Below are 15,528 nucleotides of genomic sequence, written 5' to 3'. Positions count from 1 at the left end.
ACGATTTACTGTGTTGTTATTGTAGCCGCGGCAGACACCCGCCGCGGCACGTATTTCTATTACTTGGCTTTCGCGGTGACGATTGCGTCGATCACGTGCTTGGGCGCTTCCGAGTAGTGCTTGAATTCCATCGTGTAGGTTGCACGGCCCTGGGTCGCCGAACGCAGCGAGGTCGAGTAACCAAACATTTCCGACAGAGGCACTTCGGCCTTGATGATCTTGCCGCCGCCGCCTGGAATTTCGTCCATGCCCTGCACCATACCGCGGCGGGACGACAGGTCGCCCATCACGTTACCGGCGTAGTCTTCCGGCGTTTCCACTTCCACGGCCATCATTGGCTCGAGGATGACTGGCGATGCTTTGCGGCAGCCGTCCTTGAATGCCATCGAACCGGCCATACGGAACGCGTTCTCGTTCGAGTCGACGTCGTGGTACGAACCGAAGGTGACGGTGACTTTCACGTCAACGACCGGGTAACCAGCCAGCACGCCGGCGGTCAGGGTCTCGCGCACACCTTTTTCGACCGCAGGGATGTACTCGCGAGGAATCACACCGCCCTTGATGGCGTCGACGAACTCGAAGCCCTTGCCCGGCTCTTGCGGCTCGATCGACAGCACGGCGTGACCGTACTGACCACGACCACCCGACTGCTTGACGAACTTGCCTTCGACGTCGGTGACGGCCTTGCGGATCGTTTCGCGGTAGGCAACCTGTGGCTTGCCGACGGTTGCTTCCACGCCGAATTCGCGCTTCATGCGGTCAACGATAATTTCCAGGTGCAGCTCGCCCATACCACCGATGATGGTCTGGCCCGATTCTTCGTCGGTACGCACGCGGAACGACGGATCTTCCTGTGCCAGGCGGTTCAGCGCCAGGCCCATTTTTTCCTGGTCAGCCTTGGTCTTCGGCTCGACAGCCTGCTGGATGACGGGCTCCGGGAACACCATCTTTTCCAGGGTGATGATCGACGAAGGATCGCACAGGGTTTCGCCCGTGGTCGCTTCTTTCAGGCCGACCGCAGCGGCGATGTCGCCGGCGCGGACTTCCTTGATCTCTTCACGCTGGTTGGCGTGCATCTGCAGAATACGGCCCAGGCGTTCCTTCTTGCCCTTGACCGGGTTGTAGACGGTGTCGCCCGAATTGACCATGCCCGAGTAGACGCGGAAGAAGATCAGCTGGCCGACGAACGGGTCGGTCATGATCTTGAATGCCAGCGCCGAGAATTTCTCGTCGTCGGCAGCGCGGCGGGTGGTCGGCTGGTCGTCCTCGTCGGTACCGGCGACTGGTGGAATGTCCACTGGCGACGGCAGGTATTCGACGACGGCATCGAGCATGGCCTGCACGCCCTTGTTCTTGAACGCGGTACCGCACATCATCGGAACGATTTCCGATGCGATGGTACGCTGGCGCAGGGCGGCCTTGATCTCGGCTTCCGACAGTTCGCCTTCTTCCAGGTACTTGTTCATCAGCTCTTCCGACGCTTCAGCGGCGGTTTCGACCAGCTTCTCATGCCACTCGTTGGCTTGATCGACCAGTTCGGCCGGGATCTCGCGGTAGTCGAACTTCATGCCCTGCGATGCGTCGTCCCAGATGATCGCTTTCATCTTGATCAGGTCGACCACGCCGAGGAAGTTTTCTTCGGCGCCGATCGGGATCTGCAGAGGGATCGGATTCGCCTTCAGGCGAGCGCGCATCTGCTCGTAGACCTTGAAGAAGTTCGCACCGGTACGGTCCATCTTGTTGACGAAGGCCAGACGCGGGACCTTGTACTTGTTAGCCTGGCGCCACACGGTTTCCGACTGTGGCTGCACGCCGCCGACTGCGCAGTACACCATGCAGGCGCCGTCGAGCACGCGCATCGAACGTTCCACTTCGATGGTGAAGTCGACGTGGCCCGGGGTGTCGATGATGTTGATGTGGTGCGGCTCGAAGTTGCCGGCCATACCTTTCCAGAAGCAGGTCGTCGCTGCCGAGGTAATGGTAATGCCGCGCTCCTGCTCCTGCTCCATCCAGTCCATCGTCGCAGCGCCATCATGCACTTCGCCGATCTTGTGGTTCACGCCCGTGTAGAACAGGACGCGTTCGGTCGTCGTCGTTTTGCCGGCGTCGATGTGAGCGGAAATACCGATGTTGCGGTAGCGCTCAATGGGGGTCTTGCGTGCCATAATTTTTCCTAAATCTTTGAATGGACAAAACCGGGCGGCATCTTGGAGTCAAAATGTGCCCGGCCTGAACAACTGATGCTGCAGGGTTCGCCCGACTGGGACACCCGATGAGGTGAACCCTGCAGGAATAAACCCCTACTATCCCGTAATGCTTAGAAGCGGAAGTGCGAGAACGCCTTGTTCGCTTCAGCCATACGGTGGACTTCGTCACGACGCTTCATCGCGCCACCGCGCATTTCAGCCGCTTCCATCAGTTCACCGCCGAGGCGTTGTGGCATGGATTTTTCGCTGCGCTTGTTTGCGGCTTCGCGCAACCAACGCATGGACAGCGCCATACGACGGACCGGACGAACTTCCACTGGCACCTGGTAGTTGGCGCCGCCGACACGGCGGGATTTCACCTCGACCATCGGCTTGCAGTTGTTGATCGCGGCCGCGAACACTTCCAGCGGGTCCTTGCCCGATTTTTGCTGGATATGTTCAAACGCACCGTAGATGATGTTTTCAGCGACCGACTTCTTGCCGGACAGCATCAGAACGTTGACGAACTTGGCGACATCCGTGTTGCCGAATTTTGGATCTGGCAGGATCTCGCGCTTGGGTACTTCACGACGACGTGGCATTTCAATTCCTTTATCTTCAGTTGAGTGCTTGTTCCGCACTCGCGAGGGGCCCTCATGACCACTCACTTACTCGGCCTTCCGGCCGGCTCAACTTAACGTTTATATGTGACCTCGATATGACCGAGACCGCAGATGATTACTTCTTGGCGCCGGCCTTGGCGCGCTTCGCACCGTACTTCGAGCGAGCTTGCTTACGGTCTTTCACGCCCTGGGTATCCAGTGCGCCGCGGACCATGTGGTAACGCACACCTGGCAAGTCTTTCACACGACCGCCGCGCAGCAGCACGACCGAGTGTTCCTGCAGGTTGTGGCCTTCACCGCCGATGTACGAAATGACTTCGAAACCGTTGGTCAGACGCACTTTGGCGACTTTACGCAGTGCCGAGTTTGGCTTCTTCGGCGTGGTGGTGTACACACGGGTGCACACACCGCGCTTTTGCGGGCAGTTTTCAAGTGCCGGCGACTTGCTCTTCACAACCGCGGCAACGCGCGGCTTGCGAATCAGTTGATTGATGGTTGGCATCGTTCCTAATCCAACAAAGTACTACAGTTGATAACCCGGGCAAGCTTGCCCGGGGACTGAAACCTAGTCCCGTATCGGTCTGACAGCCGAGGCGCCGAAAGCCACTCACCGAAGGAGCGGCTGTGAATGCGTATACGACCCGCAGAATAAATCGAGAACTCGCGAGTATAGACTCCTCGCAAAACGCGGTCAACCGATTTGCTGTCGCAGCAGTGGCTACAGGGGAGGAAAAGGCGGGCTCCTGTGGTAGTCATGACACAATTGACGGGCATGCAGTTGGAATTCTTGCAGCTAGGGAATAGCTTTTCCGGTGATAAAGGCCGGATAATGGCTGCCCCTCTTGTCGCCCACTATTCTGCCTCCATGCTCAACCCGCCGCGCCGTGCCCTGTCGCGCCCGCCCCTGCCGCAGCGCGCCCTGCTGCGCCCCCGCAACCTCTACCTGCTGCTGAGCTACCTGGCCTTGTCGGCGGTCGCTTTCCTGCCGCTGGCGCTCGGCCTGCCTTTGGAGCGCCCGGGACAGCTGGCCGGCATCGCCGTGATCGGCTGGATGGCACTGTGGGCCGTGTTCAAGCGTCCGGCCTGGTTCCATCCGCTGCTGCTGCCGGCCTTCCTCGCGCTCCCGGTCGAGCTCTACCTGTACCTGTATTACGGCCAGGGCATCTCCACCCACCACACGGGCATCCTGGCCGAGACCAGCCCGATGGAGGCGATGGAATTCCTCGGTGGGCGCGCCTGGCTGCTGGTGACCGTCTTCGTCGGCGTGCTGGCCTGGTGGGGCAGCAGCTGGCGCGCAGCCTGGACGACGCGCGACCTCGACTGGAACGACCGCTCGCGCTGGCTGGTGGTGGGCCTGCTGGTCCTGGCCGTGGCCATGTTCGCGTATGGAAAGCGCTACGGCGTCGCGCCAGGCGAGCGTGCCGCCGCCAGGACGGCGCGACCCGGCGTGCACCTGGTCGCGGCCAGGGCGCACCCGGCGGGCAGTGCCGCTTCCGCCGCAGCCACGTCCGTGCCTGGTGCCGCGCCGCCCCTGCCGCACTGGGCCCGGCTGCCCTTCCCGGCCGAGGCTTTCGCGCGCTCCTGGCCCTTCGGCCTGGTGGCGCGTGCCAAGGACTTCTACAAGGAACGCGTCTATCTCGCCGAGCTGGACCGCCGCAGCGCCGCCTTCCGCTTCGACGCCGTCCAGGCCGACCCAGGCAATGCGCCGGCGGTCGTCGTGATGGTGCTGGGCGAATCGGCCCGCTTCGATCGCTGGAGCCTGAACGGCTATGCGCGTGAGACGAATCCGCTGCTGGCACGGGAAACGAACCTGGTCTCCCTGCAGGACCTGATCACCTCGGTGTCGGCAACGCGCCTGTCGGTGCCGGTCATCATTTCGCGCAAACCGGCGATGCAGAGCCTGAAAGACGGCTTCAGCGAAAAATCCTTCCTCAGCGCCTTCAAGGAGGCCGGCTACAAGACGTACTGGCTGTCGAACCAGACCTCGTTCGGCAAGTTCGATACGCCGGTCTCGGTGTTCGCCAGGGAAGCCGACGCGACCGAATTTTTCAACCTGGGCAGCCTGCACACGAAGCCGAGCCTCGACGAGGTGCTGCTGGGCCCGTTTAGCCGCGCCCTGGCCGACCCGGCGCCGAAAAAGCTGATCGTGCTGCACACCATCGGCAGCCACTGGAACTACGCGCACCGCTATCCGGCCCGTTTCGACCAGTGGAAGCCGTCGCTGCTGGGGGTGGACAAGCCGGTGCTGACCGACGACGCGATCGAGCCGCAACTGAACAACAGCTACGACAATTCGGTCCTGTACACCGACTGGTTCCTGGCCCAGCTGGTCGGGCGCCTGAAGGAGACGGACAAGGCAGCGGCCCTGATGTACGTGGCCGACCACGGGCAGACCCTGTTCGACGGCAGCTGCCGCCAGGTTTTCCATGGCCACAACAGCCAGTACGAGTTCCATGTGCCGGCCTTTGCCTGGTATTCGGATGCGTATGGCGCGCGCTTTCCCGCCAAGGTGGCGCAACTGCGCGCCCACCGGGCGGCGCGCCTGTCGACCGAGAACGTATTCCACACGCTGGTCGACCTGGGCGACATCCGCTATCCCGGCGAAGACCCCACGCGCAGCATCGCCAGCGCCCGGCTGACGGCGCATAAACGCTATGTCGACAGCTATGGCTGGGCCGACTACGACAATGCGCGCATGCGCGGCGATTGCCGCGAGGTGATCGACAAGGGCAAGCCGCTGCCGCGCAGGTAGGGTGGCGGACGTTGGGGATCACAGGCGGACGTGGGGCTGTTGCCTGTGCCGTTCGTGGTCTCTCCAATCCGCGTGGGCACGGGTGCCCGGTGAACCTGTCATCAAGGCCACTGGCCTCAATGACCCCTACGGTCACTGATATCAGCGAGATCATACGGAACTGCGATATGCAGCGTCTCCTGTAGGGTGGGCACCCCGTGCCCACGCGGATGATGCGGACCGATAACGGCACAGGCAACAGCCCCACACCGCGTGAACACGGCGGTGGGCACACCCGTGTCCGCGTACGTACGCACCTCCCCGTCCGGACACCCGGACACCCGTCCGCGCTTCGTGTGCCCCAATGAAATCAAGGACTTAACCCCTGGCACGGATCGTGCAACAACGACAGCATCCACGTCGTTATTGAAACCACCATGATCCGCGATACCTCCCATCAAGACACCGTCGTCGCCGCGCCACCCGGCCAGAAATTCAAGCGCCGCGCGATGCTGGCCGGTGGCGTCGTGCTCCTCGCCGTCATCTCCGCCCTGCTGCTGAAAAGCTGGGGCGACAGCGAACACGCCGTCAGCGCCAGCCGCCTGCGCATCGCCGAAGTCGGCCGCGGCACCTGGTGCGCGACGCCTCCGTCAACGGCCGCGTGGTCGCCGCCGTCAGCCCGACCCTGTTCTCGACCGCGCCCGCCACCGTCAACCTGAAGGTCGCCGCCGGCGATACGGTGAAAAAGGGCGACGTCCTCGCCGTCCTCGAGTCGCCCGACCTGTCCGACGCCCTGAAACGCGAGCAGTCGACCTACGAACAGTTGAAGGCGGAAGTGGCGCGCCAGCAGATCCTGTCGCGCAAGCAGAAGCTGCTGGCCCAGCGCGAAGCCGACGTCGCCGAGATCGAGCGCCTGTCGGCCCAGCGCACGCTGGAACGCTACGACAGCGTGGCGCAGGTGGGCGTGATCGCCAAGATCGACTACCAGAAGGCCAAGGACGCCCTGAACTCGGCCGGCATCCGCGCGAAGCACGCGGCCCAGGCGGCCAACCTCGAAGGCGACGACGTGGCCCTGGCGATTCGCACCAAGACCAACGAGATGGAGCGCGCGCGCCTGTCGATGGCGAATGCCCAGCGCCGCGTGGACGAGCTGACCGTGCGCGCCCCGGTCGACGGCTTCATCGGCACCCTGAACGTCCAGAACCGCATGGTGGTGGCCGCGAACGCGCCTCTGATGACGCTGGTCGATTTGTCGCGCCTGGAAGTCGAACTCGAAGTCCCGGAAACCTATGTGTCCGACATGGGCCTGGGCATGACCGCCGAAATCGCCCTGCCTTCCGGTACCGCCACCGGCAAGCTCGTCGCCCTGTCGCCGGAAGTGGTGAAAAACCAGGTGCTGGCGCGGGTCCGTTTCGATGGCGCCCAGCCGAAGGGCCTGCGCCAGAGCCAGCGCGTCACCGCACGCCTGCTGATCGAGGAAAAACCGAACGTCGTGATGGTGGCACGTGGTCCCTTTGTCGAAAGCGAAGGCGGACGCTATGCCTATGTCGTCAGGGACGGCGTCGCCGTACGCACACCGGTACGGCTGGGCGCTACCAGCATCTCGGCCGTGGAAATCGTCGACGGCCTCAAGCCCGGCGAGAAGATCGTCGTCGCCGGCACCGACGCCTTCGAGAACGCGGCCCGCGTGTCGATCAACTAAGCCATCAATCGTCAATAAGAACCTCTCCTGAAAGGACATCCCATGCTGCGCATGACCAAGCTCTCCAAGGTGTACCGCACCCACATGATCGAGACCCACGCGCTGCGCGGCTTCGAAATCCAGGTCAACCAGGGTGAATTCGTGACCGTCACCGGACCCTCGGGCTCCGGCAAGACCAGTTTCCTGAACATCGCCGGCCTGCTCGAGGAATTCACCAGCGGGGAATACGTGCTCGATGGCGTCAACGTGAAGGGCATGAACGACGACGCGCGTAGTCGCCTCCGCAACGAAAAGCTCGGCTTCATCTTCCAGGGGTTCAACCTGATTCCCGACCTGAACCTGTTCGACAACGTCGACGTGCCGCTGCGCTACCGCGGCTTCAACGCGGCCGAACGCAAGGAACGCATCGAAGACGCGCTGGCGAAAGTCGGCCTGGCCTCGCGCATGAAGCACTTCCCGGCCGAGCTCTCCGGCGGCCAGCAGCAGCGCGTGGCGATCGCCCGTGCGCTGGCAGGCTCTCCCAAGCTGCTGCTGGCGGACGAGCCGACCGGTAACCTCGATACGCAGATGGCGCGCGGCGTGATGGAACTGCTGGAAGAGATCAACGCGGCCGGCACCACCATCCTGATGGTGACCCACGACCCGGAACTGGCCGTGCGCACCCACCGCAACGTGCACATCATCGACGGCCAGGTGTCGGACCTGGTGCGCAAGGGGCCGTCGCTCGCCACCGGCGCGGTGGCGTAAGGGAGGCACCATGTTCAGCTACTACTTCAAGCTCGGCCTGCGCAGCCTGCGCCGCAACCCGGCGCTGACCGCCCTGATGGTGCTCACGCTTGCCGTCGGCGTGGCCGCCAGCGTCTCGACGCTGACGATCCTGCACATGATGTCGGGCGACCCGATTCCGCACAAGAGCGACCGCCTGTTCGTGCCCATCTTCGACGTGGCGCCCCTCGACGGCTACAACCCCGGCGAAAAACTGCAGGAAAACCAGGTTACCTACAAGGACGTGGTCAACCTCCTGAAAAGCGGCCAGGGTGTACGGCGCACCGGCCTGTATGGTGTCGGCGGACCGATCGAGCCGCCGCGCAAGGAGCTGCCGGTCTTCACGGCCCAGGGCCTGGCGCCCACGCGCGACTTCTTCGCCATGTTCGATGTGCCCTTCCTGCATGGACAGGCCTGGAGCGCCCAGGACGACGAGCGCGGCGCCGACGTCGTCGTGCTCAGCCGCGAAACCGCCGAAAAACTGTATGGCGCGGCCGATCCGGTCGGCCAGCGCCTGAACCTGCTGGGCTTTCCCTATACGGTCGTCGGCGTGCTCGACAAGTGGAACCCGCAGCCGCGCTACTACAAGCTGGTCGGCGGCGAACAGTTCGGCGACGCCGAGGAATTCTTCATTCCGCTCGCCAGCGCCATCCGCCACGAAACCACCCACAACGGCGGCATGAACTGTTCCGAGCGCTCGGACCCGGGCTTCGAGGGCCGCCTGCGCTCGGAATGCACCTGGTTCCAGTTCTGGTTCGAGACGCGCACCGCAAGCGAGCGCGCGGAGCTGAAGAACTACCTCGACGGTTACGCGGCCGAGCAGCGTAAACTGGGCCGCATGAAGCGCGCCGCGCCGATCGGGCTGTTCAACGTCACCGAATGGATGGAAGAGCGCGAAGTGGTCGGCAAGGACACGAAACTGTCGGCCTGGCTCGCCTTTGGCTTCCTGCTGCTGTGCCTCGTGAACACGATCGGCCTCTTGCTGGCGAAATTCTCGGTACGCGCCGCCGAAGTCGGCATCCGCCGCGCGCTGGGCGCCTCGCGCCGCGAGATCTTCCGCCAGTTCCTGGTCGAGAGCGCGGTGGTCGGGCTGGCCGGCGGCGTGCTCGGCCTGGTGCTCGCCTTCGGTGCGCTGGCCCTGATCGCGATGCAAAGCAGCGAAGTGGCAGCGATTGCGCGCATGGACCTGACGATGCTCGCCTTTACCTTTGCGCTGTCGGTGTTCGCCGCCGTGCTCGCCGGGCTGCTGCCGACCTGGCGCGCCTGCCAGGTGACGCCGGCGCTCCAGCTCAAGTCCCAATAATCGAGAAGAGAGACCCATCATGGAAATCCGTCCCATCCTCTCCGCGCTCCTGCGCAACAAGACCGGTGCGATCCTCGTCGCGCTGCAGGTGGCGCTGAGCCTGGCCATCCTGGCCAATGCGCTGCACATCGTCAGCGAGCGGCGCGACGCCGTGGCGCGCCCCAGCGGCATCGCCGACGAACAATCGGTGTTCTCGATCGGCGTGCGCAATCTATCAAGCGGCGGCCCCGAGCAGCAACTGGCCACGCAAAAACGCGAGATGGAAGTCATCCGCGCCGTGCCCGGCGTGGCGGCGGCGGCGAACGTCAACCAGATCCCGATGTCGCAGTCGGGCTGGAACAACAGCGTCGCCATCGACCGCAAGCAGGTCGACGAATCGGCCGGCTCGTCCTTCTATTTTTCGCCCGATTCCCTCATCAAGACTTGGGGCCTGAAGCTGGTGGAGGGCCGCGACTTCCTGCCAGGCGAGTACATCGAGGTCGACGACAAGACCGAACCCAATCCGCGCGTCGCGATCATCACCAGGGCACTGGCCGCGAAGCTGTGGCCGGGGACGGCCGCCACCGGCAAGACCATGTACTTCGGTACCGGCGAGGATGCCACCGAAGTGCGCATCGTCGGCATCGTGGAACGCCTGCAAACCACGAGCGCCGAGGTGACCGAGCGCGGCGAATTTTCCAGCATCACGCCGATGCGCCTGTACGGCGCCTACCCGGGTGCGCGCTACACCGTGCGCGCCGAGCCCGGCCAGCGCGAGCGCGTGATCCGCGAAGTCGAGGCGGCACTGCGCAAGGCCTCGCCGAACCCGGTGGTCCTGAAATCGACCACGCTCGACAAATACCGCAAGGACCGCTACCGCGCCGACGTGGCCTTGTCGTGGATGCTGGTAACGGTGAGCGTGCTGCTGCTCTTGATCACCGCCAGCGGCATCGTCGGCATGGCCAGCCTCTGGGTTACCCAGCGCAGGAAGCAGATCGGCGTACGCCGCGCGCTCGGCGCGCGCAAGATCGACATCCTGCGCTACTTCGTCACCGAGAACTTCATGATCACCAGTGGTGGCGTGGCGGGCGGCGTGCTGCTGGGCGTCGCGCTGAACCAGCTCCTGGTGAGCAGACTCGAGATGGCGCGCCTGCCGCTCGAATACCTGGTCGCGGGCGGCATCGTATTCTGGGCGCTGGGCGTGATCGCCGTGTATGGGCCGGCCTGGCGCGCGGCGAGCATTTCGCCGGCGCTGGCGACCCGTAGTGCCTGACCGGGGGCGCATGCCCAAGCCCGCAGCAGTGCTATCCTGACGAACATGCCTACTGTACTCATCATTGACGACAACGCCGCCGTCGGCGTCGCGCTCGACGTGCTGTTTTCGCTGCACGACATCGCGGCGCTGCATGCGGCCTCACCCGAGGAAGGGCTGGCGCTGCTGGCGCGCGAGCCGGTCGACCTGGTGATCCGGGACATGAACTTCACGGCGGACACCACTTCGGGCGAGGAAGGCGTGGCGCTGTTCCGGCGCATCCGCGCCAGCTACCCGGACCTGCCGGTAATCCTGCTGACCGCCTGGACCCACCTGGACGCGGCGGTCGACCTGGTGAAAGCGGGCGCCGCCGACTACCTGCCGAAACCACGGAACGACGAGCGCCTGCTCGCCACCGTCACCAACCTGGTCGAACTGGGCCAGGCGAATCGCGCGCTCTCCCAGCGCGTCGGGCGCGAGCGGCGCGAACGGCGCGAGCTGGAACAACAATACGACCTGCGCGGCCTGGTCTGGGCCGACCCCGCCACCGAGCGCGTGCTGCAACTGGCCTGCCAGGTGGCGCGCGCCGACGTGCCAATCCTGATCACGGGGCCGAACGGCACCGGAAAGGAACGCATCGCCGAGATCATCCAGGCCAATTCGCAGGTGAATCAAGGCCCCTTCGTGGTCCTTAATTGCGGCGCACTGCCTTCCGAGCTGATCGAAGCGGAACTGTTCGGCGCCGACGCCGGCGCCTATACGGGCGCGACCAAGGCGCGCGAAGGCAAGTTCGAGGCGGCCGACGGCGGCACCCTCTTCCTCGACGAGATCGGCAACCTGCCGCCGGCGGGACAGATGAAACTGCTGCGCGTACTGGAAACCGGCCGCTTCGAACGCCTCGGTTCGAACCGCGAACGGCAGGTCAAGGTGCGGGTGATCAGCGCCACGAATGCCGACCTGGCGGCGATGATCCGCACCGGCAGCTTTCGCGAAGACCTGTTCTACCGCCTGAACGTGATCGAATTGCGCCTGCCGGCGCTTGCCGCGCGGCCGCTCGACATCCTGCCGCTGGCCTTGAGCTTCCTCGCGCCAGGCAAGCGCCTCGACCCCGGTGCCGAGCGCGCGCTGCTGGCGCATCCCCTGGCCGGGCAATGTGCGCGAGCTGAAGAACGTGATGGCGCGCGCCAACCTGCTGGCGCTGGGCGAGACCATCCTCGCGCCCGACCTCGGGCTGCCGGCCGCACCGGCGGCGGCTCCCGTGGCGGCGGCGTTCGAGGTCGAGCCGGACCGCGACGCCATTGCGGCGGCGCTGGCCAGGGCCGGCGGCGTGGTCTCGCAGGCCGCGAGCGAACTCGGCTTGTCGCGCCAGGCCCTGTACCGACGCATGGAGCGGCTGGGCATCGGGCGCTGATCCGATGCGCCTCTCCCTCGTCACCCGCTTTTCCGCCCTGGTCGGCACCCTGCTCGCGGTCGGCATCCTGATCGCGCTCGGGCTCGACCACCTGCTGCCTGGCCGGCCGCTGCTCGTCTTCGGCCTGTGCCTGGCCTGCGTGGTGCCGATCGCGATCATTACCGTGCGCTCGCAGGTGCAGCCGATCCTGTCGCTGTTCCGGGCGCTGGAAGGCACCGTCACCAGCTACCGCGACGGCGACTTTTCGTTCAGCCTGCACTGGCCGCAGAACGACGAGCTGTCCGATCTCATCGAGGCCCACAACGCGCTTGGCACGGTGCTGCGCGAGCAGCGGCGCGACCTGGTGCAGCGCGAACTGCTGCTCGACACGATGGTGCAGAACACGCCGGTGGCGATGCTGCTGGTGGCCGATGCCGGCGGACGCGGCCCCACGGTCGTGTATGCGAACCTGGCCGCGCGCCAGTTGCTGGCCGAGGGCCGCAAGCTCGAGGGGCATGCCTTGCAGGACCTGCTGGCGGGAGCAACGCCGGCGCTGGGCGAAGCATTGGCGCGCGGCGGCGATGGGCTGTTTACCGCCGGCCAAGGCGAGGACGAGCAGGTGTATCACCTGGCGCGCAGCCACTTCAGCCTGAACGGGCGGCGCCACGAACTGCTGCTGCTGCGCCACCTGACGGCCGAACTGCGGCGCCAGGAAGTGCAGACATGGAAAAAAGTGATCCGGGTGATCAGCCATGAGCTGAACAACTCGCTGGCGCCGCTTGCCTCGCTGGCGCACTCCGGCGCGGAACTCGTGCGCCGGGGCCAGACCGAGCGCCTGCCGCAGATCCCCGGAAACGATCGGCGAGCGCACGCGCCACCTGGAGCGCTTCATCCTCGGCTATGCGCGCTTCGCCAAGCTGCCCACGCCGCGCCTGGAGCAGCTCGACTGGGCCGCCTTTGTCGGGCGCCTGGCGGCGCAGGTCGATTTCCGCGTGGTCGGCGAACTGCCGCCGGAACCAGCACTCGCCGACCAGGCGCAGCTGGAACAGGCTCTCCTCAACCTGCTGAAAAACGCGCACGAATCGGGGTCGGCGCCGCAGGAAGTCGCACTGCAGGTGCGCCGCGTCCAGACGTGCTGCGCATCGACGTGGTCGACCGCGGCGCCGGCATGAGCGAGGCCGTGCTGACCAATGCGCTGGTGCCCTTCTACTCGACCAAGCGCAGCGGCACGGGCCTGGGCCTGGCGCTGGCGCGCGAGATCGCCGAAGCGCACGGCGGGCGCATCCTGCTGTCGAACCGCGACGGCGGCGGGCTGGCGGTCACGCTGATCCTGCCCGCGCCGTAGATCGGCGGCCCTCTGGTAAGATCGGCTCCTCTCGCCGACGTCCCGAACCATGTCCAGCAAGCCCCCTCCCTTCGATCCGCGCTTCGCCCAGCCGGGCCACCCGCCCGCCACCATCACCGAATTCGAGGGCGTGCGTTCGCTGCACCTGGGCAGCTCCTGGGAACAGGGGGCCATGCGCCTGGCGCGTCCGGATGCGATCGAACTGGAATACGTGCAGATGATGATGGCCTGGCTGCTCTTCATCGAGCGGCCGCGCCAGATCGTGCAGCTGGGCCTGGGCAGCGCCGCGCTCACCAAGTTCTGCTACCGGCGCTTTCCCGATGCCCGGGTCGAGGCGATCGAACTCAATCCGAACGTGATCGCGATCTGCCGCGCCCTGTTCGAGCTGCCGCCGGACGACGCGCGCCTGCAGGTGCGCGAGATGAATGCGCTCGACTACGTGCTCGACGCATCGAACCACGGCAGGGTCGACGCGCTGCAGGTCGACCTGTATGACGAAGAAGCGCGCGGGCCGGTACTGGACTCGCTCGACTTCTACCAGGGCTGCTTCGACTGCCTGGCGCCTGGCGGCATCATGACGACCAACGTGTTCGGCGAACTGGCCAACTACGACAAGAACCTGGACGCCATGCGTGCCGTCTTCGATGCCGTCGTCTGGCTGCCCGAAGTGCACGACGCGAACATCGTCGTCATCGCCTTCAAGCACGCGCCCCGGATCGATTTCGCCGTCCTCTTCGAGCGCGCGGGCGAGATCAGGCGGCGCTACAACCTGCCGGCGAAGAAATGGGTCGAAGGCCTGAAACTGTGGATGCAGGACCAGGCCGACTAGCCCCGCAGGCGCCCTAGCGGCAGGCCTCGGGCAAGGCCTCGTGCGGGATGTTCTCGCCACTGCAGGACCACGACAGCTTCCTGTTCTCGTCCATCGTCGGCTCGAGCACCAGCACGCCCTGGCCTTCGCCGCCCGCGAGGCGGGTGACGACGCGCAGCGCCGCACTTTCCGGATCGATCGCCAGCGAACGCACGGCCGCGCCCGGGTTGGCGGGGTCCAGCTTGACCTGCTCCAGGGTCGGAACCGTGCCGGTCTCGGTCACATAGGCGCCGATCTTGCCGGTCGCGTCAAGGGCGGTCTGGTAGGCGCTGGCGACGACCGCCGTCTGGTAGCGCTGCTGGCTGGCGTTGCCGGTCGCCGCTCCCTGCCCGTTCTGCTGGTACCCCAGGTCCATCCGTGCCGGGCCGCTTTCTGCGTGTATTTCTCGTAGGCGGGGATGGCGACCGCAGCCAGGATGCCGACGATCGCGACGGTCATGATCGCACCGCCGCCACCGGTGGCGCCGGTGCGCGGCACGAACAGCGCCATGATCGTTGCCAGCACGTGGCGGCGCGGCTGCCGCACTTCCTGGCCGGCCGCCAGCGCGCGTACCGCCGCCATGCGCTTGACCAGCCATGGATAATCGCCGACCAGCTCGTGGAAGGACATCCAGAAGCCCTCGGTCTCGCGTGCCTGGTCGATATAGGCGCCCTTGTTCATCGTGCGCCAGCGCTTGCCGCCGGCAGCCAGCGCCGCGATGCCGAATTCGGCGTTCAACGGGTGCTCGCAGGCCGCCAGGTGGCGGTCGCAGGTGTACTCGCGGGCGCGCGAATAGGCTGCGCCCACCAGCGGCAGGAAGGAAGCCGGCAGCAGCACGGTCGCCCAGCTCAGGTGGCGCCGTTTGATGTGGCCGATCTCGTGGCCGATGTAGAAGTTCAGCGCATCCGGGTTGTCGTGCAGGTTGTCGATGACGTCCGAATACAGCACCAGGAAATCGCGCCCCAGGAAGCGGGTCGCGAAGGCGTTGAGCGAACCGCCCATTTGCAGCACATAGGCTTCCGGCACGCGCTCCAGTCCCAGCTTGGCGCAGCAGGCGCCGATCTGCTGGTGCAGGTCGGGGAACTGCTCGTGGGTGATGCGTACACCCGTGCCCTTGATATAGGAAATCAGCGCCGACTGCGCGAAACAGTAGAACAGGAAGAACATCAGGCCGTAAACCAGCACTACTCCGCCAGCACCGAAAATCATGCCCGCCCAGACGAAGATCGACAGCACCAGCATGATGCCGAACAGCGTTTTTTCGTTTTTGTACACTAAATCCATGGCCTTGCCTTTCTATTGGCTATTTATTATTACAACTTAGCAACTCTATCCTATTGCTATCGGTAAAGTCACCTGCCGCTGTGCTGGCTGTTGCCACTTAGATACAGGAAACGGTATAGCA

The 15,528-nt window shown here is 65.1% G+C and carries 14 protein-coding genes and 1 pseudogene; 10 read left to right on the top strand and 5 right to left on the bottom strand.

Features of this window, described 5'->3' with window-relative positions; genetic code table 11:
• Positions 1-59: 59 nt before the first annotated feature.
• The 3 genes from fusA to rpsL all read right to left on the bottom strand — a co-directional run bounded on the left by fusA (position 60) and on the right by rpsL (position 3,311).
• Positions 60-2,165 carry an elongation factor G gene (gene fusA, locus G4G28_RS02250; protein WP_182990691.1) on the bottom strand — a complete coding sequence of 702 codons (2,106 nt, stop codon included), beginning with the start codon at positions 2,163-2,165 and terminating at the stop codon, positions 60-62.
• A gap of 152 nt (positions 2,166-2,317) precedes the next feature.
• The gene (gene rpsG / locus G4G28_RS02245) at positions 2,318-2,788 is read right to left on the bottom strand and encodes a 30S ribosomal protein S7 (RefSeq protein WP_182990690.1); all 471 of its coding nucleotides are present in this window, start codon (positions 2,786-2,788) and stop codon (positions 2,318-2,320) included.
• 136 nt (positions 2,789-2,924) lie between these two features.
• Entirely contained in the window at positions 2,925-3,311 is a 387-nt protein-coding gene (rpsL, locus tag G4G28_RS02240) for a 30S ribosomal protein S12 (RefSeq protein WP_056336781.1), read from the bottom strand.
• A 363-nt stretch (positions 3,312-3,674) separates the two neighbouring features.
• On the opposite strand from rpsL, the gene G4G28_RS02235 reads away from it, so the two are divergent.
• From G4G28_RS02235 to G4G28_RS02200, 10 genes and pseudogenes are all read left to right on the top strand, one after another.
• Positions 3,675-5,561, top strand: a complete 1,887-nt coding sequence (locus G4G28_RS02235) for a phosphoethanolamine transferase (RefSeq protein WP_183107988.1) — start codon at positions 3,675-3,677, stop codon at positions 5,559-5,561.
• A gap of 416 nt (positions 5,562-5,977) precedes the next feature.
• Positions 5,978-6,259, top strand: a complete 282-nt coding sequence (locus G4G28_RS25090; protein ID WP_229425405.1) for a hypothetical protein — start codon at positions 5,978-5,980, stop codon at positions 6,257-6,259.
• A complete protein-coding gene (locus G4G28_RS02230; protein ID WP_229425404.1) occupies positions 6,175-7,242 on the top strand; it encodes an efflux RND transporter periplasmic adaptor subunit in 1,068 nt (355 codons plus the stop codon). The genes G4G28_RS25090 and G4G28_RS02230 overlap by 85 nt, the downstream gene beginning before the upstream one ends.
• Positions 7,243-7,284: 42 nt before the next feature.
• Positions 7,285-7,989, top strand: a complete 705-nt coding sequence (locus tag G4G28_RS02225) for an ABC transporter ATP-binding protein (RefSeq protein ID WP_182990689.1) — start codon at positions 7,285-7,287, stop codon at positions 7,987-7,989.
• 10 nt (positions 7,990-7,999) lie between these two features.
• Positions 8,000-9,310 (top strand): ABC transporter permease, encoded by a 1,311-nt coding sequence (locus tag G4G28_RS02220; RefSeq protein ID WP_182990688.1) that lies wholly within the window; start codon positions 8,000-8,002, stop codon positions 9,308-9,310.
• Positions 9,311-9,329: 19 nt separating this feature from the next.
• Positions 9,330-10,562: an ABC transporter permease gene (locus G4G28_RS02215; protein WP_183107987.1), complete on the top strand. Its 1,233-nt coding sequence runs from the start codon at positions 9,330-9,332 to the stop codon at positions 10,560-10,562.
• 45 nt (positions 10,563-10,607) lie between these two features.
• Positions 10,608-11,522, top strand: a pseudogene (locus G4G28_RS28790) (sigma-54-dependent transcriptional regulator); the annotation flags it as partial.
• A 193-nt stretch (positions 11,523-11,715) separates the two neighbouring features.
• On the top strand, positions 11,716-11,952 hold the full coding sequence (locus tag G4G28_RS28785; RefSeq protein WP_374039790.1) for a helix-turn-helix domain-containing protein: 237 nt from the start codon (positions 11,716-11,718) through the stop codon (positions 11,950-11,952).
• 4 nt (positions 11,953-11,956) lie between these two features.
• Positions 11,957-13,276, top strand: a complete 1,320-nt coding sequence (locus G4G28_RS02205) for a PAS domain-containing sensor histidine kinase (RefSeq protein WP_275944331.1) — start codon at positions 11,957-11,959, stop codon at positions 13,274-13,276.
• Positions 13,277-13,325: 49 nt separating this feature from the next.
• Positions 13,326-14,105 (top strand): spermidine synthase, encoded by a 780-nt coding sequence (locus tag G4G28_RS02200; protein WP_182990686.1) that lies wholly within the window; start codon positions 13,326-13,328, stop codon positions 14,103-14,105.
• A 13-nt stretch (positions 14,106-14,118) separates the two neighbouring features.
• Here G4G28_RS02200 and G4G28_RS02195 read toward each other — a convergent pair whose 3' ends face one another.
• Both G4G28_RS02195 and G4G28_RS02190 read right to left on the bottom strand, forming a co-directional pair.
• Entirely contained in the window at positions 14,119-14,367 is a 249-nt protein-coding gene (locus tag G4G28_RS02195; protein WP_183107986.1) for a hypothetical protein, read from the bottom strand.
• Positions 14,364-15,407, bottom strand: coding sequence for a M48 family metallopeptidase (locus G4G28_RS02190; RefSeq protein ID WP_183107985.1), 1,044 nt, complete (start codon positions 15,405-15,407; stop codon positions 14,364-14,366). Before G4G28_RS02190 ends, G4G28_RS02195 begins: the two co-directional genes overlap by 4 nt.
• Positions 15,408-15,528: the final 121 nt, after the last annotated feature.

This window comes from Massilia sp. Dwa41.01b (genome assembly GCF_014171775.1).
In the GTDB taxonomy this organism is placed as follows: Bacteria; Pseudomonadota; Gammaproteobacteria; order Burkholderiales; family Burkholderiaceae_D; genus Telluria.
The sequence above is the reverse complement of the archived record's forward strand: the minus strand, read 5'-3'. Positions and strand labels throughout refer to the sequence as shown.